The 20,640-nt window shown below is 60.4% G+C and carries 16 protein-coding genes; 12 read left to right on the plus strand and 4 right to left on the minus strand.

What is annotated here, in order from left to right; translation table 11 throughout:
- Position 1: 1 nt before the first annotated feature.
- From F8N96_RS13830 to F8N96_RS13860, 7 genes are all read left to right on the plus strand, one after another.
- On the plus strand, positions 2-364 hold the full coding sequence (locus tag F8N96_RS13830; protein ID WP_150798274.1) for a GPW/gp25 family protein: 363 nt from the start codon (positions 2-4) through the stop codon (positions 362-364).
- On the plus strand, positions 361-2,778 hold the full coding sequence (locus F8N96_RS13835; RefSeq protein WP_150798275.1) for a putative baseplate assembly protein: 2,418 nt from the start codon (positions 361-363) through the stop codon (positions 2,776-2,778). The genes F8N96_RS13830 and F8N96_RS13835 overlap by 4 nt, the downstream gene beginning before the upstream one ends.
- Complete coding sequence (locus tag F8N96_RS13840; protein WP_150798276.1) at positions 2,775-5,897, plus strand: putative baseplate assembly protein; 3,123 nt, start codon at positions 2,775-2,777, stop codon at positions 5,895-5,897. The genes F8N96_RS13835 and F8N96_RS13840 overlap by 4 nt, the downstream gene beginning before the upstream one ends.
- The gene (locus F8N96_RS13845; RefSeq protein WP_150798277.1) at positions 5,894-8,017 is read left to right on the plus strand and encodes a hypothetical protein; all 2,124 of its coding nucleotides are present in this window, start codon (positions 5,894-5,896) and stop codon (positions 8,015-8,017) included. The genes F8N96_RS13840 and F8N96_RS13845 overlap by 4 nt, the downstream gene beginning before the upstream one ends.
- 32 nt (positions 8,018-8,049) lie before the next feature.
- The gene (locus tag F8N96_RS13850; protein ID WP_150798278.1) at positions 8,050-11,133 is read left to right on the plus strand and encodes a DUF6519 domain-containing protein; all 3,084 of its coding nucleotides are present in this window, start codon (positions 8,050-8,052) and stop codon (positions 11,131-11,133) included.
- A gap of 316 nt (positions 11,134-11,449) precedes the next feature.
- Positions 11,450-11,767, plus strand: coding sequence for a type II toxin-antitoxin system HigB family toxin (locus tag F8N96_RS13855; RefSeq protein WP_224789528.1), 318 nt, complete (start codon positions 11,450-11,452; stop codon positions 11,765-11,767).
- 50 nt (positions 11,768-11,817) lie between these two features.
- A complete protein-coding gene (locus F8N96_RS13860) occupies positions 11,818-12,291 on the plus strand; it encodes a helix-turn-helix domain-containing protein (RefSeq protein WP_150798280.1) in 474 nt (157 codons plus the stop codon).
- Positions 12,292-12,383: 92 nt separating this feature from the next.
- On the opposite strand, the gene F8N96_RS13865 is transcribed toward F8N96_RS13860, so the two are convergent.
- The gene (locus F8N96_RS13865; protein ID WP_150798281.1) at positions 12,384-12,809 is read right to left on the minus strand and encodes a DUF2628 domain-containing protein; all 426 of its coding nucleotides are present in this window, start codon (positions 12,807-12,809) and stop codon (positions 12,384-12,386) included.
- 356 nt (positions 12,810-13,165) lie between these two features.
- Between F8N96_RS13865 and F8N96_RS13870 the strand changes: the two genes are divergently transcribed.
- Complete coding sequence (locus F8N96_RS13870; RefSeq protein WP_150798282.1) at positions 13,166-13,573, plus strand: hypothetical protein; 408 nt, start codon at positions 13,166-13,168, stop codon at positions 13,571-13,573.
- Here F8N96_RS13870 and F8N96_RS13875 read toward each other — a convergent pair.
- A complete protein-coding gene (locus tag F8N96_RS13875) occupies positions 13,566-14,483 on the minus strand; it encodes a LysR family transcriptional regulator (protein ID WP_150798283.1) in 918 nt (305 codons plus the stop codon). The two genes, F8N96_RS13870 and F8N96_RS13875, sit on opposite strands and share 8 nt — an antisense overlap.
- A 94-nt stretch (positions 14,484-14,577) precedes the next feature.
- Here F8N96_RS13875 and F8N96_RS13880 point away from each other — a divergent pair, with 94 nt between their 5' ends.
- The 4 genes from F8N96_RS13880 to F8N96_RS13895 all read left to right on the plus strand — a co-directional run bounded on the left by F8N96_RS13880 (position 14,578) and on the right by F8N96_RS13895 (position 18,858).
- The gene (locus F8N96_RS13880) at positions 14,578-16,536 is read left to right on the plus strand and encodes an aconitase family protein (protein WP_150798284.1); all 1,959 of its coding nucleotides are present in this window, start codon (positions 14,578-14,580) and stop codon (positions 16,534-16,536) included.
- Between the two features lies 1 nt (position 16,537).
- Positions 16,538-17,050 (plus strand): ribonuclease E activity regulator RraA, encoded by a 513-nt coding sequence (rraA, locus tag F8N96_RS13885; protein WP_150798285.1) that lies wholly within the window; start codon positions 16,538-16,540, stop codon positions 17,048-17,050.
- Positions 17,051-17,142: 92 nt separating this feature from the next.
- Entirely contained in the window at positions 17,143-18,474 is a 1,332-nt protein-coding gene (locus tag F8N96_RS13890; RefSeq protein WP_150798286.1) for an MFS transporter, read from the plus strand.
- A gap of 147 nt (positions 18,475-18,621) precedes the next feature.
- A complete protein-coding gene (locus F8N96_RS13895; RefSeq protein WP_150798287.1) occupies positions 18,622-18,858 on the plus strand; it encodes a hypothetical protein in 237 nt (78 codons plus the stop codon).
- A 31-nt stretch (positions 18,859-18,889) separates the two neighbouring features.
- Here F8N96_RS13895 and F8N96_RS13900 read toward each other — a convergent pair whose 3' ends face one another.
- Together F8N96_RS13900 and F8N96_RS13905 are read right to left on the minus strand one after the other, a co-directional pair.
- The gene (locus tag F8N96_RS13900; protein WP_150798288.1) at positions 18,890-19,681 is read right to left on the minus strand and encodes a transporter substrate-binding domain-containing protein; all 792 of its coding nucleotides are present in this window, start codon (positions 19,679-19,681) and stop codon (positions 18,890-18,892) included.
- 183 nt (positions 19,682-19,864) lie between these two features.
- Positions 19,865-20,569: a murein L,D-transpeptidase catalytic domain family protein gene (locus tag F8N96_RS13905; protein WP_150798289.1), complete on the minus strand. Its 705-nt coding sequence runs from the start codon at positions 20,567-20,569 to the stop codon at positions 19,865-19,867.
- Positions 20,570-20,640: the final 71 nt, after the last annotated feature.

The following is a 20,640-nucleotide window of genomic DNA, read 5'->3' on the forward strand; positions in this document are numbered from 1 at the left end:
TATGGCCTTGGACTTTCCCTTCAGCATCGATTCGCGCGGGCGCAGCGCCGAAGTGTTCGCCGATCTGCAGGTGCGGGACATGATCGAACAGGTGCTGTTCACCGTGCCGGGCGAGCGGGTGAACCGTCCAGACTTCGGCTGCGGCTTGTTGCAGTTGGTGTTCGCGCCTAACAGCGACGCCCTCGCTGCTGCCGTGCAGATGACCGTGCAAGGGTCGCTGCAACAGTGGCTGGGGGAACTGATCGAGGTCGAGGCGGTGACCGTCGAAAACCTCGATGCGCGCCTCGGCGTGACCGTGCAGTACGTCATGCGCCGGGATCGCCAGCGGCAACTGGCGACCTTCAGCCGAGGGCTTGCGCCATGAAACGCCAGTTTCTGTCCGACAACCGCCATCGCCTGCAGTTGCTGCGTGACCTTGACCCGCCGAGCCTGAACGGCATCGACTATCTGGAAGTCGTCTCCCTGAATCAGCGCAAGCTCAGTGTGGTGTTCGTCAACCCGGTGGCTGGCATCACCGCGGCACATTGCCGGATCGAGGGCGGGGTGCGCATTACTGGCGTACGCATCGAAAGCCTGAGTATCAGCGGCAATCAACTCAACATGACGGTGGACCAGGCCGGTGATTTCTCCTGGTACCGCTTCGTTTTGATCAATCCCACGGCACCCGAAGACGCACCGCCAGGTTTCGACCCTTGCCTGTCGAGTATTCGTTTCAGTTTCAAGGCACAGTGCCCATCCGAATTCGATTGTGCCGACGACCAACCCTGCCCGCCGCAGGTACCGGCCGAACCGCTGCTGGATTACCTGGCCAAGGACTATGGGAGCTTCCGCCGGTTGATGCTGGACCGGATGGGGCAATTGATTCCAGGCTTTCACGAGCGCAACCCTGCGGATTTTTCTGTGGCCCTGGTGGAAATGCTGGCGCACATCGGCGATCAGCTCAGTTATTACCAGGATGCGGTCGCCACCGAAGCGTATCTGGGCACTGCCCGCCGCCGCGTCTCCCTGCGCAGGCACGCGCGGTTGCTGGATTACCCGATCCACGATGGCTGCAACAGTCGGGTCTTCGTCAGCCTGAGCGTCTCGGCCCAAGCCGACGGTCGAGTGTTGGCCGCCGGTACGCCGCTGTTGACCCGTACCGCCGAGCCCGGGACGGTATTGAATGAAACCGTGCTGCAAACCCTGCCTGACGGTGCCACACAAGTCTTCGAAACAATGCACGCGTTGTCGTTGCAGTCCGCCCATAACCGCATTGATATCCATCATTGGGGCGAGCCGGATTTTTGCCTGGGCAAAGGCGCGCAGGAGGCCGCGCTGATCGACGATCCGCCGCTGAGCTTGCAGCCAGGCATGCTGCTGATCTTCGAAGAAGTCCTGAGCCCCGGCACTGGCCGTGCACCGGATGCCGACCGCACCCACCGGCATGCGGTGCGCTTGACCGGGGTCAAGCCGGGGCACGACCTGCTGACCGACACGCCGTTGCAACTGATCAGCTGGCACGCCGAGGACGCGCTACCGTTCCCGTTGTGCGTCAGCGCGCGTATCCAACAGTCCGGTGTCGGCGAGACAGTCAGGATCGCTCAGGTCTGCGGCAATGTGGTATTGGCCGACCACGGGCTGACCCGCGCCGATGAGTCGCTGCTGCCGGACGCGGTACCGGCTGCCGGCCAGTACCGCCCGCGCCTGCGCGAGCCCGGCATCGTCTTTGCCCAGGCCTATGAGCACGACCCTGCGCGCTCCGCCAGCAGCACCTTGTATCAGGATCCCCGGCAAGCCCGTCCGGCCGGCATGCAACTGCGCGAAGACGATCCCGATCAGTTTGGCGACCAGCCCAAGCCCGGTGCCAGCCATTGGTTGCCACGCCGTGATCTGCTCGGCAGTGACCGCTTCGCCCAGGAGTTTGTGCTGGAGATCGAAGCCGATGGCAGCGCACACCTGCGCTTTGGCGACAACCGCTTCGGCCTGCAGCCGCAACCCCTCAGCCGGCTGTTGGCCAGCTATCGCCAAGGCGGTGGCAGCATCGGTAATGTCGGCGCCGAGAGCATCACCCAGGTGGTCTGTGAAGACCCTCTGATCAAGGACTTCATCGAAACGCTGCGCAATCCGTTGTCGGCCAGCGGCGGCGCCGAGCCGGAAAGCGCCGATGCGATCAAGCTGTTTGCGCCACAGGCGTTCCGCACCCAGGAACGGGCGGTCACCGAGGCCGACTACGCGCGAGTCGCCGAGCGTCATCCACTCGTTCAACGGGCAGCTGCCCGGCTTCGCTGGACCGGCAGCTGGTACACCCTGTTCGTCAGCCTCGACCGCAAGGGCGGCAAGCCACTGGATAAGCCGTTTCGTGAAGAAATGCTGCGCCACCTGGAACGCTACCGGCTTACCTGCCATGACCTGGAGCTGCGCGAACCGATCTATGCCCCATTGGATATTGCGCTGAACGTCTGCGTATTGCCGGGCCACTTTGCCGCGACGGTCAAGCTCGGCCTGCTCAAGCGCCTGAGCAGTGGTGCAGACGGGCTGGGACAACTCGGCTTCTTTCATCCCGACCACTTCAGTTTCGGCCAGGGCCTGGCGCTCTCCGCCCTGATGGAGGCGGCGCATTCGGTGACCGGTGTGGCCTCGCTTCAGGTCGAGGTGTTCCAGCGCTGGGGTAAAACCCCTGGTCAGGAAATAGAGCAGGGCATGATCAGTGCCGCGCCGCTGGAAGTGCTGCGCCTGGATAACGATCCGAATTTCCCCGAAAACGGCCGACTGCTGCTGAACATGCAAGGTGGCTTATGAATAATGGCGAACAATGCGGCTGCTGCGCCGGGATCAAGGTGCTGACGCCGGTCGACGAATTGAACCCGCCAGGGCAGACGACGTTGCACTATCGGGTCGGCACCCATGGGCGTTTTCGCGAGAGTCAGCTGGCGCGCCTGTCCGGCCAGACGTCGCTGCTCGGGCTGAGCACACGCGATGCCGACGATCCGGCGCTGGCATTGCTCGATGCCTGGGCTGGAGTCCTCGATGTGCTGGGTTTCTACCAGGAACGCCTTGTCAACGAGGGCTTCCTGCGTACCGCCACGGAGCGGCGCTCGATAGTGGAGTTGGGGCGTTCCATCGGGTACGAGCTGCGCCCTGGGGTGGCGGCCTCGACTTTCCTGGCTTTTTCGCTTGAGACCGCGCCGGGCGCGCCCTTGACCGCGCGGATCGACGCCGGCACCAAGAGCCAGAGCATTCCCGAGCAGGATGAACAGGCCCAGGTTTTCGAAACGCTGGAGCCGTTGTATGCGCGCGCTGCCTGGAATGCCTTGCCCCTGCAGACCCAGGAAGAGGTGCCGCCCTACTGGGGCGCGCGCACCCTGTATCTGAAGGGGCAGAACACCCGCTTGCAAGCCGGCGACTCATTGTTGATCGTCGGCGATGAACGCCTGAAAAATCCCGGCAGCGAAAATTGGGACCTGCGCCGCGTCACCCGCCTGCAAGTGATTTCTGCGGCGCAGCCGAGCGCCGACCCACTGGCTGGCTACACGGTAGTGACGCTCGACCGGCCACTGGGTGAGGTGATGCCTCACGTCGAGCCGGCCAAGGCCAATCCACGCTGTTTTGCCCTGCGGACCAAGGCCTCGCTGTTCGGCCAGGCTGCGCCGGACTGGCGAGCGATGCCACGCAGCCTGCGGGCAAGCTACCTGGGCCTGGACGTCGAGGAACAGGCGAACATCAGTCTGCACGGCCAGTGGCCGGGCTTCACCCTGGCCGACATTTCCGATCCGCCGACCCGCCAGGCCACCGGCAGCGGCCTGTATGCCGAGTACTTCGAAGGCAAAGACTTCAAGACACGCAAGCTTGGCCGCACCGACGCCACCGTTGATTTCGATTGGGGCAACGCCAGCCCCGATCCGAAGCTGACCGTCGACACCTTCTCGGTGCGCTGGAGCGGCTGGCTGCAAATACCCGAGAGCGGCAATTACAGCTTTTTCGTCAAAGCCGACGATGGCGTGCGGCTGTGGCTTGGCGGTCAGTTGCTGATCAATCAGTGGCAGGTGCAAGGTGCCACTGAATACGACGCGACCCTGTTTGAGCTCCAGGCCGGGCAAAAACTCGACCTGCGCCTGGAGTACTTCGAGAACGGCGGCGCCGCCTTGATCCAATTGCGCTGGCAGGGCCCGGGCATCGCCAAACAGATCATCCCCCAGAGTCGGCTTTATCCCCGGGACGTACACAGCGTGCATCTGGATGCCAGCTATCCGCGGCTGGTCACGGGCAGTTGGCTGGTGCTGGCGCTGCCCGATTACCAGGAGCTGTATCAGATCCTCGACAGCCGCGAAGATGCTCGCGCCGCCTTCACCCTGAGCAGCAAGACCACGCGCCTGAGCCTGCGTGGTGAACAACTGCGCGAGCTGTTCAACGAGCGTCTGCGCGAGACCACGGCCTACGGCGAATCCATCGAGCTGCCGTGGGCGACCCGACCCCGGTCCGGGTTGCTCAGCGGTCATGTGTTGACGCTGGGTGATCTGCAGCCGGAGCTGGAAGCGGGGCGCTGGCTGTCGGTCAGCGGCCACACCTTGCCGGACGTGGCGCAAAATGCGCTGGCGCGTCAGCGACTGTTGGCCAATGACCCGCTGGTGGCGGTGGAAATCGCCAGGGACGGCCGGTTCGCCAGCCTGTCCTTCACCGATGGCGTACGCCATGAAGTGCTGCTGGGTTTTGCCAGCGAAGTGCGGCGCTTGCAACGTAACGACAGCAGTGGCTCGCGTACGCGCCTGGAGCTGGAGAGCGATTTGCAACAGGCCTATCTGCCGCTGAGTGTGCGGGTCAACGCCAATGTGGCACCCGCCAGTCACGGCGACAGCAAGCAGATGCAGATCCAGCCGGAAATCCTCGGCAGTGGGGACGCCAGCCAGGCCTTCCAGCGCTTCTTGCTGCAACAGAGACCGCTGACCTACATTTCCTCACCGACACCTTCGGGCATCCAGAGCACGCTGCACGTGCACATCGAGGGTGTGCGTTGGTCCGAGGCGCCACGTTTGGGGGACCTCGGCGCACAAGACCGTGCCTATCTGCTGCGACGGCACGACGATGGTCGGGTCACCGTGCAATTTGGCGACGGCCTGCACGGCAGTCGCCTGCCCACAGGGCAGATGAACGTGCACGCGTACTATCGCGTCGGCATCGGTGCGGCCGGCAATCTCGACAATGGGCGGATCAGTCTGCTGCTGTCCCGCCCATTGGGGGTCAAGGATGTGATCAACCCGGTACCCGCTGCCGGCGGGGTTGACCCGGAAGACCGCGACAGTGCCCGGCAGAATGCACCGTTGAGCGTAAGGACCCTGGACCGCATCGTCTCACTGCGGGATTTCGAAGACTTCGCCGCCGCCTTCGCTGGCGTCGGCAAGGCTCAGGCGGTGTGGTTGTGGGATGGCGAACAGCGCTTGGTCCACCTCACCGTCAGCGGGGTGGAGGGCGTCAGCATCGATCCCGGATCTACGCTCTACCGCAACCTGGCAGCGGCTATCGACACGGTGCGCCCGGCTCATCAGCCCCTGAAGCTTGCGCCCGGCGTGGTGCTGCGCTTTGGTGTGGAGGCCAAGGTCCGGATCAATCCGGACTATCGGAGCGCGGCGGTCCTGAGCGCAGTGCGCAGTGCCTTGGGGCAAGCCTTCGGGTTTTCAGCGCGGTACTACGGACAACCCGTCAGCGGCAGTGAAGTACTGGCAGTGATGCAGCGGGTACCGGGAGTCGAGCGGGTGGATCTGGACAGCCTGCGGCTCTGCGACGGCTTGTCCGGCAGCCGTGTAACGGGGCCGGATGGTCGCCTGCGCGCCCGCGGTGCGCGGTGGCAGAGTCAGCAGATATTGGCGGCGCAGCTGCTGTTGTTGGACCCGACCGCGGTCACGTTGACGGAGCTTGGCCTATGAGCATTGACGCCGAATTCCTGATGGCGCGGCTGCCTGCCTTCTATCGCGAGCGTGATGCCGAAATGGGTGGGCCGCTGCGGGCATTGCTGGAGGTTATCGCCGAGCAGGGCGCTGTGCTGGAGGAGGACATTACCCGGCTCTACGACAACTGGTTTATCGAAACCTGTGACGACTGGTTGGTGCCCTATATCGGTGATCTGCTGGGCGTACGCGGTCTGTATCCGGTCAGCGGCACCCAGGCGTTCGGCCTGCGCGCCTATGTGGCCAATACCCTGCGCCTGCGACGGCGCAAGGGCACGCTGCCGGTGCTGGAACAGCTGGCGTTCGATACCACCGGCTGGCGTGCGCGGGCGGTGGAGTTCTTTGAGCTGCTGGGCACGACCCAATACCTCGAACACTGCCGCCCGCAAAGCGTGCGCACGCCGAACCTGCGTGATGCCACGCAATTGGAGCGCGTCGACGGCCCTTTCGACCGCAGCGCCCATACCGTCGAGGTGCGTTCACTCCCGGCCGGGCGCTACAACATTGCCAACGTTGGTCTGTATCTTTGGCGATTGCAGGCCTACGCGCTGCAACGCGCCACTGCCCGGGCGATGACCAGCCTGGCGGGGTTCTACAGTTTCGATGCCCTTGGTCGCGACGTTGCCGAGCCGCTGTTGCGGGGCGAGGGCATGCTGTTCAACCGGCCGCGCACCGAGCAGGAAATCACTCACCTGGCGCAACCGGAAAATGTGCCGGAGCCACTTTCCCGGCGTCTGCTGCACGACGAACTGACCGCCTTGCGCCAGGCCCTGACCGATGGCGAGACGCCCGACCCTGTGTACTTTCCCCTTGATCAGGAGGAGGGGGGGCCGGTGCTGCGAATCTGGCTGGACGGAGTAGAAGTACCGCCTGAGCATCTGCTGGTGTGCAATCTGTCGCCCTTGCCCGGTGTGATGCCGCAGGAATGGCGGCGACCACCGGCCAGTGTGACGGTCAAGTCGAACAAACCCGGCCGGCCGGACAAAACCTTTCCCGGCGTTGCCAACCTGTACCTGGTGGGTTTCGACCCGGTCCTTGGGCGTATCGCCTTGCCGGCCGGCAAGACCGCGACCCGGGTGGAGGTCGCTTATTGCTATGGCTTCCCTGGTGATGTCGGTGCCGGGCCCTATGATCGACGCCCGGTGCGTCGCGAAGATGAGCCGTTGCACGGCCTGCTGGACCCCGCAGATTTCCAGGCATGGTTGCGGGTCCCGGGCGATTTCGCCACCCTGGCCGATGCGCTCGCGGCGGTGATTGTGGGGGTGCCCACGCTGATCTATCTGCTGGACGACGGGACCCAGGAACTGAGCCCCGATCTCAACTTGCCCGATACCCACCTGGCCATTGAAGCCGCCAACCAGCGGCGACCGGTACTGATCGGCGACCTGCGTTTACGCGGCAATCTCAACACTCGCCTCAGCCTGTCCGGGCTGCTGCTGGACGGTCAACTGCGCTTGGACGGCGCGCTGGGCGAAGTGAATTTACGTCATTGCAGCCTGACGCCGAGCAAGGGCGGCATTCGCCACACCGGCACCGGCAGCCAACTCTGGCTGCGACTGACCCATTGCCTGTGCGGGCCGTTGCGCTCAAGCAAGGCCATTGCCGGGGTCGAGGGCCGCAACAGTGTGTTTGATAACGGCGATGCCTTGGCCTTCGATTTGCCACACACGCGATTGCAGCTCGATCGCTGCAGCGTCTTCGGCGCTTGCGCAGCCGGGGAACTGCAAGCCAGCAACAGCCTGTTCAGCGCCAAATTGACGATCGCCCGACGCCAGGAAGGTTGTGTGCGTTTCTGCTATATCCCGTCGGGCTCGCAGACGCCACGCCGCTATCGCTGCCAGCCAGACTTGGTAACCGCCCAGGCGAAGAGCGAACGAGTGCGGGTGACACCCACGTTTACCTCGGTGAATTTCAGCCATCCGGCGTATGCCCAGCTGCGACTTTCAAGTGCTCAAGAACTGCGTGCCGGTGCCGAGGATGGCGCCGAAATGGGCGTGTGGAATCTGCTGCAACAACCACAGCGCGAGGCCAACCTGCGTCAGGCCTTGGACGAATACCTGCGCTTCGGCCTGGAGGCCGGGGTGATCTTTGTGAACTGACTGAACGCGCATAACGGGCCAGGAATACCATTATGAAAGCCGATCTCACCCGCTCTACCGACAAGCAGGACCAGCACTACCGCGCGGTACGCATGCAACAGGGGCGGGTGCAGCTGGACGCGGACTGGAACGAGCAGCAGGACATTCTCAATCGCCGGATCGAGACCGAAACCGTCGATACCATCGGCCACAGCGGGGGGCCTTTGGCCAACCCGGGTTTTCTACTGACCGGCAACGGCAAGACCATCGGCATCGGCATCGGTCATTACTACGTCGAAGGCTTGCTCTGCGAAAACGCCAGCCCGGTAACGGCGACCAGCCAGCCACACTTGCCGGGCAACGTCTCACCGGTGCTGCCGGTCAATGCCAGCCTGTTGTCATTGCCTGCGGCGAACGCGCCGCCACTTGCCGAGGTCAAGGTCTATGACAACAACGGAGCGCCCATCGACCCGCCTGATGGGGTTTACGTTGGTTATCTCGAAGCCTGGCTGAGGCATATCACGGCCCTGGAAGACCCGCTTATCCGTGAAGTAGCCCTCGGTGGGCCGGACAGCGCGACCCGCGACCAACTGTTATGGCAGGTCAAGCTATTGCGTGCCGGTGACATCGGCTCCGACCTGACCTGTCTGAGCGCGCTACCGGCCTGGACCACCCTGGTCACTGCCGCCGACGGCAAGCTGGCGGCCCGCGCGGAGCCCAGCACGCCGCCCAAGGATCCCTGCCTGTTGGCGCCGGAAGCGGGTTACCGACGCCTTGAAAACCTGTTGTATCGCGTGGAGATCCATGACGATGGCAGCGTTTCAGCTGACCAGCGCTACAAATGGTCCCGTGATAACGGCAGTATCGAGACCCGCGTAACACGTTGGCTGGGCGAGCCGACGGCGGACGAATTCGAGGTCGCCAGCATCGGCCGTGATGCCTACCTCGCAATCACTGCCGGTTGCTGGCTGGAATTGTTCGACGATACCTATGAACTGCTGGGCCGGCCCGGGACACTGGTCCAGGTGCTCAAGACCGAAGGCAATCTGGTCACCCTCGATCTGGCCAGTGCCACCGGACCGCTGGACAAGATGCTGTACCTGAGCAATCCGCGAGTACGGCGTTGGGACGGTTGGGCGAAGATGGCCCCGGCGGCGGCCAACTTGAACAGCGGATGGGTGGAGCTGGAGGAGGGCGTCGAGATCAAATTCATCCCCGGCAAGTACCGTGTCGGGGATTTCTGGACCATTCCCGCGCGCACGGCTACCGCTGACATCGAGTGGCCGCTGGTGGCCAACAAACCCGCCTTCCAGGCACCGCAGGGGGTGTTGCGCGCCTTCACCCGGTTGGCCTTGCTCAACTGCCAGGCCGGGGTCTGGAGCACGCTGTCCGATTGCCGTCAGTTGTTCCCGGCGCTGACCGAACTGACCAATCTCTATTACGTAGGTGGCGACGGCCAAGAGGTCATGCCTGACCCTTTGGCGCCACAAAACCTGCCTTTGCCCAGCCCGCTGGAAGTCGCGGTGTTCAATGGCAAGTTCCCGGTTGCCGGGGCCGAGGTCAGCTTCACCGTCAGCGATGGCGCGCTGCCTGACGGCACCGACAGCCAGATCATCGCCACCGGCGCGGACGGTATTGCCAGCGTTACCTGGAGCCTGGCCCCCGGCGTGCTGAACCAGACCTGCACGGCGCAACTGCTCGAAGCTGGCCAGGTAGCGGCCGGCAAGTACAACGTCCTGCATTTTTCCGCCAACCTGTCCGTAGCGACACACGTCGCCTATGACCCGGCGAAGTGCGCCGACATGGCCGCCCAAGGCATTCATACCGTGCAGGATGCGCTCGATGCGCTCTGTCAAAAAAATCACGGCGGTGGCTGCTGCACCAGCATCGGCGTCGGCGGCGAGTTCGAGAGTCTCGACATCGCTCTCAAAACGTTGCTCGAACAGGGTAAACGCGACATCTGCCTGTGCCTGCTACCTGGCGAGCATCACCTGGCCGACAGCATCGACCAGGTCGCGCCGGAGGGTACCCATCTGTTCATCCACGGAAGCGGCCCCGCCAGCCGGCTGGTGCTGCGCAATCAAGAATTCAACTGTTTCGATTTTGCCTCCCTGACGTTTCTGGATTTCGCCATCATCGTGCTGGGCGACAACCAGTGCCTGCGTTTTCAAGGCTGTGCGCAATTGCGCTTTGCGCGGATGCGCCTGTCGGGACTAACGGTGCCTGGCATTAGCCTGGTGCAGATCGACGACGCCGAGCGCATTGACTTGAGCGCTTGCCTGATCAATGCCTACTCGTCGAATGGACCACCGCGGGGCCGGGATCTGATGGTTGCCATCCCCTTGCTCGCCCCCCTGGAGGTGGCGCTGGAAACAGGCAGGGGAGAGCTCTTCGCATCCATCCCGAGCAAGGTGGTCGAAGCCTTTGCAACGTTCAGCCCGGCTCAGCGCAAGGCTTTCGGGCAACAACTGGACCGCCTGCAGGTGCCCCTCACCCCCAATGAAGGATTGGCATTGTCGACACTGCGCAGCGAGATCGAACAAGGTGCCAGCCAGCGTCGACTCGCGCTCTCGCTGGATCGCTTGCGCACTGAAATGATGCTCAACCCCACCGGTTTCGCGCTGGCTCTGGGGGATGCCGAGGCCGACACCTTGCTGGCAGACAACCAGATCAACGGTCGCGTGTCCTTATACGGCGAAGGCAAGAGTGACGAACCGTTGGACCTCGACCTCCTGAAAAATCTGGGCGTGGCGTTGAGTCGGGGTCGAGTTCGACTCCAGCCAGGCAATGGCAATCTACGCCTGCGTAACAACCGGCTACGCGAGTTACGCGTGGGCGATGCGATGCTCGACCGTTTGCGGCAACTTGCCGGCGCAGCCGACGGAGGGGTGCTTGATGGCTGCTATCGCAGCCTGTTGGCGGACGCCAATACATTGGTGGGCACGGAAAACCTGCTGCTGGCGTCGAGCCTGGCCCTGAGCCAGAACCAACTGAGTATCTTCGGCCACATTGCCGCGTGTATCGCTTACCAAGGCAAGTACATCGGCAATTTCACCCTCGAATCCATCCTGTTCCTGCTGGGTCACAAAGCGAACCAACAGTTTGCCAATGCCGGGCTGATTTTCAGCGAACTGTAGCGGGCCGCAGATACAGGAAGGGATTTTCGCCGATTTAAACAGGCACACTGTAACCCGTTGAATCCGGGTTGCAGTGGCCGGTTACACCCATGACTTCCGGTGACTGAACACATGCGACTGAAGTAATGCTCGGACACATGCGCTCGCCTGCTCGTTGAAAAGGTGAGCGGCTACCTGTTGCTTGTTGAGTACGGGCGAGCGTGAGGGGGGACGAATATCTGTTTGACAGATATCTGTATTTGATATAATTTTGCTTGCATGGAAGAACGCCGGAGAAGGTATGCGGGTAATAGCGAAAGCGGCGGTTACGCAAGCGATGCAGAAATACAGTCAATGGCAAGCAGCGCTGAGTTTATGGCTAACGACGTTTGATAAACCAGGCCTGCGCTTCGAGTCGTTTGAGCAGACTCGAAAGCTTTGGTCCACCACGTCCGGATGGAACGTTGATCGAGTCCCTCACTCAAAACTACGGGAGACGAGCAGAAAGGGCCCCCTTGATATTTATATCTTTGATATCAAGAAGAATGAGTGTCGGATTATCTGTTGGATAAATACGATGAGTGGCACCATTTATATCAAGGATATCCTGCCTCACGCCGGATACGACAAGTGGTGTAGAAGTGAGGTCAAGTAGTTCTGATCGAATGATCTACTTTTATGTACTGTAAGAATATAGGTGATAAAATGAAGCGTGATAAGATCGAAGCCACTGGACTAGATTCCTTCATAGCTAATATTTCACCGATGCTTGATGGTCTGAGCGATCAGATGGCGACCATGTCCCGGCTATTGTCTGCCTGTCATGAAAAAATCAAGGATGATAAAGACTTGCAGGGGCGCATGGCGCTAATCGATGAGCTTTACTCTCATGCTGACAGTGAAGGGCATGTAGCAGCACGCTTCGCGGAGCTGGTGGCTGATCGTGTCTATGAGTACGAGACTGAAACGGTTTTGATCCCTTACTCCTCTCAATCGCAAGCGTTGGCGTTTCTTATTGCCGATAGGGGGGTTAAACAAAAGGACTTGTCCGAAATTGCTTCTCAAAGTGCCATTTCAGAAATGCTCAACAATAAAAGAAAAATGACTGTATCTCAGATAAAAGGCTTTTCTGATTACTTTAAGGTTCCGGTCGAGTTTTTTATGCACGGTGTAGTTTGATCAGCGTTTTTTGACGACTCAATGAAAAAGGCGCGCTCTAGGGGGCGCGCCTTCCTTTGCCCGGCAGGATACATTTCGATCCCACAAGTCCTTCAGACTATCTTCAACCCTTCAAACGGGTTCCACCCCTGCGAGCCTTTTTCCTGTTTCAGGTAATACGCATAGTTGGCGCTCAACCCATACATCAGTGCAAAGACGACGTTCAGGCCGCTGCCCAAGGCGTAGGGCAATTCACGACCCAGGATTGTGAAGATAAACGACAGGCTGAAGCTGACGACGACGATGATCGCCAGCAGCGCCAGGTTCTTTTTCCACAGGCCAAGCACGAAAAGATAAATCGGTCCGAAGAAAATCGCGATGAAGTTCATATTGATCAGCATGCGCTTGCGGGTCGTCAGCTGCTTGAGCGCCGAGCTGAAGTTGGGGGTTTTGGGGCTGCCGTGCTGATTGAAAAAAGCGAAGCGCTCTTTCCATTTCGGGCTGGCATCGTGGTTTTGCAATTCGTCCGTGCTGCTCATGTTCTGTCCTTTTTTGGGGCGCTGCTCGGTCGAGACATCGACCAGCTTTTTGCAGGCTGCAGGTCAGTGACCAATGTGGCGACTTGAGTCTCCGGCAGCGTAGGAAATTTCACAAGCCATTATGTTCAGCCCCGATGAGGCTTCGAATCAGATGGGGGGACACATAAGAAATAAATCTGTCGCCGTTTCCCCCCAATCAGAGCGCAAAACCTACCCGCCATTGGGGATGGTGCTGCCTTGACATCGACTGCCTGGCAACCATGGATCGCCGACTGTCACCAACAGCGCAAATAAGCGTGAATTGTTAACGGCGGCCTGCTATTACCCTGTAACCACCTGAACGAAGGAGCGCTGACATGTCGACCACCAAGAAGCTGGCCCTGATGATCGCTGCGCTGTACTTCTCGAGCTTTGCCCAGGCCCGCGAGCTTGAGGTTTCCACGGGCGGCGCGACGGTGACCATCAATGGCATTACCTACACCGGGAAAAACATCAGCGTTGACGGCAACCGGGTGGTGGTCGATGGCGTCGAGCAGACTGTGCCGGTGACAGGTCCGGTCAGCGTCGTCGTGAACGGTAACCCCACCTCGGTTGAAACGGCCGCTGGCAGGGTTCAGGTCACCGGCAATGTCGGCAGCGTCCGCACCATGAGCGGCCATGTCGACAGTGGTGACATCAATGGCGATGTCACCACCATGTCGGGCGATGTGAGTTGCAAGGTTCATACGGGCGACACTAAAACAGTCTCCGGCAACATCAGGTAGTCAGTGCCGATGGTCGAGCGCAGAGAAACTCCAGGAAACTTTTGCACACCGCCGATAGATACGGCGCAGGTCTGGACACGATATGAAACCGCCGGGAGGCCCAACTGTCGGTCAGCGCAACACTGACCAGGCCCGGCCCCTCGGTGTAGCTGATCGCCCGCCGAGGGATGACGGCAATGCCCAGGTCGGCTTGAACCATTCGGCACACCGCATCGAAGCTCTTCACGTGCACTTCATACTTGATGGTTTTTTTCGCACTGCGCGCTGCCTGGTCCAGCATTCGATACAGAGGGCTGTCCTTGTGCAACGCGATGTGGCTGAACGACAGGCTGTCTGAAAACGCTACAACGGTTTTTTCCGACAGCGGATGGCCCGTCGGCACCACCAGCACCAACTCATCCGAATGATAGGCATGGACATCCAGCCCGCGTTCCGCCGCGCCGGACAGGTCGGTGCCGATTCCCAGGTCACTCTGATTGCCGAGCACAGACTCGACCGCTTCTTCGCTGGTCTGTTCCTGAAGTTCTATCTGGATTTCGGGGCGAGCATCGCGGAAGGCGCGCAGATCCTGGGGCAGGAACTGGATGATGCTGGAACGATTGGCGCCCACCCGGATATGACCGCGTTGCCCATCGGCGAAACCCGACAGGTCGGCGCTCATCTGCAGCAAGTCATCGACGACCCGTCTTGCGTGCTCCAGCAGGCAGAGGCCGGCGGGTGTCGCTTCGATGCCTTTTTTATGGCGATAGAACAAGGGCGTGCCGACGGCGTCTTCCAGTTCGGCAATCCGCTTGCTCACCGCCGACGGCACCATGTTTTCTCTTTCCGCGGCTCGCGCGATGCTCCCCTGTTCACAGGCGGCAATGAAGAGCTTGAGCGAGGTGGGATCGAATCGCCAGATGGATTGCATGGAGCACCGATATTTGGTGATGGCTGTGCTGAGGAATCGTCACTAGTGCCGACAGATGTGGCGTTTAGTATCCCTCTCAGAGAGGAGATAGAAAATGACCACGACAAAAATCCGCTTTGACGGACGCATCCTGTTCTTATCCTGCAGCAGCGAAGCCGTTCAAGCTCAGCTGCAGGCGCGCGACCTGGCGGTGGCCGAAGCTTTGCCGCTGCGCGACGACATTTCCACCGACGAAATCACGCCTGTGGTCATCATGATGACTTACGACTCGCGCCTCAGTGAATTTCCTTATGTGGGCTTCAAGACGGAGGATGTGCTGCCAATCGCAAATTTCGCGGTCAAGGATGGCGGCTTCCAGGTCACGGTGGCAGGCAAGCGTTATGGCAAGGGGTCGTCTCGCGAATCCAGCCCCCTGGCGGAAAAATCCGCCGGTATTCGCCTGATCATTGCCCAGAGTTTTGAGCGCATCTATCGCCAGAACTGCGACAACATCGGCATCTACACCTCGACTGATTTCGGCTTGATCGACCGTATTCGCGCCGGCGAATCCATCGATATCCACGAGTTTCTGGCGGGGCGGGATGCGGTGACGCAAGCGGTGATCCGCGCGGGTGGCCTGCTGCCGTTCAGCAAGGCCGAATTACCGCCTCGCGACGAAAAAGTGTTCAATCCGATTCCTGCCAATCGTCCGCTGACGTTGGTCGAGAAGATCATCGAACGCCGCCGCATCGACCCTGATGGCGCGGTAGTCAAGGGCGACGGTGTGTTCATTTCCGCTGACTGGCGTTTCAGTCATGACTACTTCACCGGCATGTGCGCGCACTTCATGCAGGAGGCATTTGGTGAAGACGTGAAGCTGGTGCGCCCCCACGAAATCATCGCCTTTCAGGATCACCTTATTCTGGCCAGCCAGAGCTTCCCCCATGTCCGTGACAATCTGCTCGCCGCCGTTGGCGGGCTGGCATCGGCTCATGATGACTTCGTCCGGCGTTATCCGGTGGTTGCCCATGGCGCCTTGCAAGGGCAGAGCGGCTCGGAAGGCATCTGTCACGCCTTGATGACCGAGCAGCATGCGCTCCCGGGCCAGGTCGTGGTCGGTACGGATTCACATTCGCCGCACTCCGGGGCCCTGGGTTGCCTGGCGTTCGGCGCGGGCGCAACCGACATCGCCAATAGCTGGGCCACGGGTTACATCCGTTGCCGCATGCCCGAGATCATTCGTGTCGAACTCAATGGTCGGCTCAAGTCCGGCGTGACGGCCAAAGACGTCGTACTCGAGTTGCTGCGTTCGGCGTTCATCCGCCAGGGTAATGCCATCGGCGCGGTGTTCGAGTACACCGGGGAAGCTGTCCAGGCCATGTCGATTGATGAGCGGGCCACGTTGACCAACATGGTGGCCGAGCTCGGCGGGTTCACCGGCATCGTGCAACCGGACCAGAAAACTGTCGATTTCATTCTTGAGCGGCGGGGCGTGAGCATTGAGCTGGAGGACTGGTTGTTCAGCGATGAAGGTGCTGAATACAAGGAGCAGTTCGCTATCGATTGCTCGCGCCTCACACCCTTGGTCGCGGCGCCCGGTGATCCCGGAAACGGTGTGGCCCTTGCGGAGCTGGATGAGTACATCCCGGTGGATATTGCCTACGGCGGATCCTGTACGGCGGGCAAACGCGAGGACTTTGATTATTACCACGAAGTGTTGGCGTGGGGTGTGGAGCACGGACTGACCATCGCCGAACACACCCGACTCTATCTTCAATACGGCACCCTGGCTGTTCGAGACTACTGCATCGAAAAGGGCTACCTGGACACCTTTGAACGCCTCGGCGTCGAGATGATCATGCCGGGTTGCGGCGCCTGCGCAAATTGCGGACCTGGCTCATCCACCCGGGCGGATCAGGTGACCGTGAGCGCGATCAACAGAAACTTTCCCGGCCGATCCGGCCCCGGCCAGGTATGGCTCGCGAGCCCCTACACCGTTGCCGCCAGCGCGCTGCTCGGACGACTCGCCAGTTTTGAAGAGTTGCGTGAGCTGGCCAGCCAGGAGGTGGTTTGAGATGGATGTATCAACCTCGGACCTGTGTGATCGACATGCGGCAATGCTCATCAATGGCGATGTCCGGGTGCTGCCGGGCGACTGGGTCTGGTTCGGCTCCCTGCGCCATTGCCATGGCCAGATCGTCACGCTCAAGGCGCAAGGATGTAACGGTGAGATTCGCGCTCTGCTGGCTGAGGCGGGCAATGGCCGCGTGCTCATCGTCGACGCGGGACACAATCCCCTGGCCCTGCTTGGCGACAATCTGGCTGCGCTGGCCATGCGTAGCGGCTGGGCGGGAATCCTGATTGATGGAAACGTGCGCGACACCCAGGAGCTGGCTCGGATGGAGCTCGGGATCATCGCGACCGGGTGCTGGCCCGTGCGATCGAACAATGAGCACGGCGGCATCGTCCAGGAAGCGCTCACTATTGGCGACACCCCGGTGTTCCCCGGTGATTGGCTGTATGCCGACGAGGATGGCGTGCTGGTGAGTCGCTCCGAACTCCATCCTCCAGCCCGGCATTCGAGGTAACCCGCAAGCTGGCGATTTCCTGATGCTATAACCGGTTACCGTGCGTGGCCGGAATTAATGATCTCCAACAAATACAATTACGGAGAAATAACATGGCTACTGCGATCCAAAGCGCTGTGGGCGAACCTGCCGGCATTGATGAATTACTGCTCTATCGGCGCATTGCCTGGCGAATTCTTCCGCTCACCATTGTGTGCTTCCTGTTTTCCTATTTCGACCGCATCAATATCAGTTTTGCCAAGACCCAGATGCAGGCGGAACTGGGGCTTTCCGATGCGGCTTATGGCTTTGCCGCCAGTATTTTCTTTTTTGGTTACGTGTTGTTCGAAGTGCCAAGCAGCTACGGCCTCAAACGCTACGGCGCGCCGAGCTGGATTTGTCGCATCATGGTGTCATGGGGATTGGCGACCGCCGCACTCGTCTTCGCTTATAACGAATACACCTTGTACTTCCTGCGCTTCCTGATCGGCGTCATGGAAGCAGGTTTTGGCCCGGCCCTGTTGTTCTATCTGGCGTGCTGGTTTCCTAAAAAGAACCTGGCGAGCATGAACGGCATCTGGTTCCTGTCGATCCCGTTGGCCGGCGTCCTTGGCGCACCCGTGTCGGGGTTGATCCTCGAGTACATGAACGGTTTCCTGGGGCTCGCCGGATGGCACTGGCTGTTCGTCTTGTCCGGATTACCCTGCAGTCTGCTGGGCATTGTCGTGTTGTATAAACTTGATCGGGATATCCAGTCCGCCAAATGGCTCACACAGGACGAGAAGGATGTCCTTCAGCGCAACCTGGATAACGACAGGAAAGCCTCCAATCCGATTCAGGCATCGCTGTTCAAGGTGATTTTTACCCGCCAGGTCGCCGTGCTTTCCGTGATCTATTTCATGATCAAGCTGACGGGCTATGGCCTCAACTTCTGGATGCCGCACCTGATCGGCGCATCGGGTATCAAAAGCGAGCTGACGGTGGGGTTTCTGACAGCACTTCCGTACCTGGTGGCCGCTATCGGCATGATCATCGTCACCCGGCGTTCGGACGCCACTGGAGAGCGGCGCAAGTACCTGTGGCTGTGCATGATGGTCGGCGGAGTGGGTTATTTCGCGGCGTGCTACTTCAATGACCACTACATTCTGTTGACTTCATTTCTGGTCCTGGCCACTGCCGGCGTTTTCATCGCCATCCCGATTTTCTGGACCATCCCCCAGCAAGCGTTCACCGGCCTGGCTATCGCCGGTGGCATCGCCGCAGTCAATACAGTGGGGCAGCTCAGTGGCATGGTCGCGCCCTTGCTGGTTGGCTACATCAACGACGTGAGTGGCAACACTTACATGGGGATGCTGGCGCTGGCTCCGTTCTGCTTCCTGTGCGCGGGTCTGATTTACTGGGGCCTGCCGGATGATCGAAAAACTGCGAAGCGCGTCGTGGCGTGAAGGGCCGCTGTACCGAGGCGCCTATAGCGCGTCTCGATGACCAAGGGCTGGTCTTTGCATGAACAGGGTACGGCGAGCAGTTGAACTAAAAGCTGACCAGTTAGTCAGGATAGTTAATTGCTCTTCTCCCATTACGAGGATCCCCCCATGCACAACTACACAGTGGAATACCTGTTCAACGGCGAGCCCCGCACTCACAGTTTCGAACTCGGCCAGGCTCGGCTACCCGTGCACGAGGCGGCGATGCATCTGCTACAGCTGCATTTGGGGGATGCCGAGAACAGCCTGGTCATGCCCACGGCGGACGCGACGCCGGCGGAGATTTTAGAGCAGGCCGAGCGGGTAGGGCTGACGCAGATCAAGGTCGTCGATCAGCCCGGTTGATGGGACCTCCAGGCGTTGCTTCGACTGTTCGCTATTTAACTTCAGGCACCGCCAACCACTGCCCCAGAATTTTCTGATAATTCCCCGTCACCTTCGCCAGATGCAGCCACTGATCGACATACAACTTCCAGCTGATGTCATCCCGCGGCAGCAGATAGGCCTTCTCCCCATACTGCATGAACCGGCTCGGATTGACCGCGCACAAACCGGGTTTGAGTTTCTGCTGGTACAGCGCTTCCGAAGCGTCGGTGATCATCACGTCGGCCTTCTTGTCCAGCAGCTCCTGGAAGATGGTGACGTTGTCATGCAGGCGTAATTGCGCCTTGGGCAGAAAGGCGTGAACGAATGCTTCGTTGGTGCCGCCGGCCGGTTCGACCAGGCGCACCGAAGGCTGGTTGATTTGCTCGATGGTCTGGTACGACGCCTGTTCTTCGCAGCGCACCAGCGGAATTTTGCCGTCGACATCCAGCGTGGTGCTGAAGAAGGCCTTTTTCTGGCGTTCCAGGGTGACTGAGATCCCGCCGACAGCGATGTCGCATTTGCCCGCCAGCATGTCGGGCATCAGGGTTTTCCAGGTGGTCTGCACCCACTCGACCTTGACGCCGAGGCTGTCGGCCAGCGAGCGGGCCATGGCGATGTCGATCCCCGAGTAGTCGCCGTCATCGGCTTTGGAGGTATAGGGTTTGTAGTCGCCCGTGGTACAGACGCGCAGTTGGCCTTGTTGAATGACGGTGTCCAGGTGCGATGGGCCTTGCGCTGCCTGAACGCCGATGGATAGGACGAGCAGGCCACCGAGCATCATCGCGGTTTTGATTTTTTTCATTGTTATTGGGCTTTTGAATTGGAATGTCGGCCGAGTGTAGTGAATTGGTTTCTCAACTTGAAGAACTGGATACCCAACTCGCAACGCACGGACAGCCAACAAGAGCACAGTGAGGCGCATGCAGCTTTCCATCCAGGACAAAAACCGGTCGTGAGCACGGGAGCATTGTTGCTGCCGCTGTTCTTATTGGCGGGTCGTCGGCTTTGAAGACGACGCAACTGTGGCGCCACCGCAATTGATATATGAAGAAGACTTCAGCCAACGCTGGTCCGGATAGTAAGAGAACAGCAACTGCCCATCTTTCATCGAGTCGATCAGCTTGTGCGCAATGGCCGGTCGTACCGCCGGGCAACCCAGGCTTCGACCGATTCGCCCGTTCGCCCGTGCAAGTACCGGGCTGACATAGGGCGCGCCGTGGATAACGATCGCCCGGTCAAACGCATTGTCGTTGAAACCCGGCTCCAGTCCTTCCATGCGCAACGAGTAACCGTTCTGCCCGACATAGCTCGCCTGGGTGCGGTACAGGCCGAGGCTGGTGGCGAAACTTTCGTTCTGATTGGAGAACTTGACCGCCATGTTCTCGCCGCTGTTGCGACCGTGGGCCACCAGTTCGTGGAACAGCAACTTGCGTTTCTTCAGATCGAAAACCCACAGCCGCTGTTCGGTGGAGGGCAGTGAATAATCGATCACTGCCAGTCTTTGCACCGGGGCTTTACCCTGGGCGATGCTACATTGGGAAGCGCGTACCGCCAGTCCGATGACTTTGGCGTTGGCATGGGGAGCCGCTTTGATCAGCGCGGCTTCAAGCGAATCGGCGTACGCTGCCGGTATTGAGAGGGAGGTCAGCAGCAGGGCCGTGATTGCCATGCCAATGCGGTCTAGCGCCATAGTCGGGTCTCATTAGATGGTGTCAAGTCTAGCAGTCTGTAGGATGCTAGCTGATGAATGCAGGAGATTAA

This window comes from Pseudomonas fluorescens (assembly GCF_902497855.1).
Taxonomy (GTDB): domain Bacteria; phylum Pseudomonadota; class Gammaproteobacteria; order Pseudomonadales; family Pseudomonadaceae; genus Aquipseudomonas; species Aquipseudomonas fluorescens_BI.

Coding starts and splice junctions, on each gene's coding strand:
- F8N96_RS13830 (WP_150798274.1), top strand. CDS start 2: ATGGCCTTGGACTTTCCCTTCAGCATCGATTCGCGCGGGCGCAGCGCC.
- F8N96_RS13835 (WP_150798275.1), top strand. CDS start 361: ATGAAACGCCAGTTTCTGTCCGACAACCGCCATCGCCTGCAGTTGCTG.
- F8N96_RS13840 (WP_150798276.1), top strand. CDS start 2,775: ATGAATAATGGCGAACAATGCGGCTGCTGCGCCGGGATCAAGGTGCTG.
- F8N96_RS13845 (WP_150798277.1), top strand. CDS start 5,894: ATGAGCATTGACGCCGAATTCCTGATGGCGCGGCTGCCTGCCTTCTAT.
- F8N96_RS13850 (WP_150798278.1), top strand. CDS start 8,050: ATGAAAGCCGATCTCACCCGCTCTACCGACAAGCAGGACCAGCACTAC.
- F8N96_RS13855 (WP_224789528.1), top strand. CDS start 11,450: ATGCAGAAATACAGTCAATGGCAAGCAGCGCTGAGTTTATGGCTAACG.
- F8N96_RS13860 (WP_150798280.1), top strand. CDS start 11,818: ATGAAGCGTGATAAGATCGAAGCCACTGGACTAGATTCCTTCATAGCT.
- F8N96_RS13865 (WP_150798281.1), bottom strand. CDS start 12,809: ATGAGCAGCACGGACGAATTGCAAAACCACGATGCCAGCCCGAAATGG.
- F8N96_RS13870 (WP_150798282.1), top strand. CDS start 13,166: ATGTCGACCACCAAGAAGCTGGCCCTGATGATCGCTGCGCTGTACTTC.
- F8N96_RS13875 (WP_150798283.1), bottom strand. CDS start 14,483: ATGCAATCCATCTGGCGATTCGATCCCACCTCGCTCAAGCTCTTCATT.
- F8N96_RS13880 (WP_150798284.1), top strand. CDS start 14,578: ATGACCACGACAAAAATCCGCTTTGACGGACGCATCCTGTTCTTATCC.
- rraA (WP_150798285.1), top strand. CDS start 16,538: ATGGATGTATCAACCTCGGACCTGTGTGATCGACATGCGGCAATGCTC.
- F8N96_RS13890 (WP_150798286.1), top strand. CDS start 17,143: ATGGCTACTGCGATCCAAAGCGCTGTGGGCGAACCTGCCGGCATTGAT.
- F8N96_RS13895 (WP_150798287.1), top strand. CDS start 18,622: ATGCACAACTACACAGTGGAATACCTGTTCAACGGCGAGCCCCGCACT.
- F8N96_RS13900 (WP_150798288.1), bottom strand. CDS start 19,681: ATGAAAAAAATCAAAACCGCGATGATGCTCGGTGGCCTGCTCGTCCTA.
- F8N96_RS13905 (WP_150798289.1), bottom strand. CDS start 20,569: ATGGCGCTAGACCGCATTGGCATGGCAATCACGGCCCTGCTGCTGACC.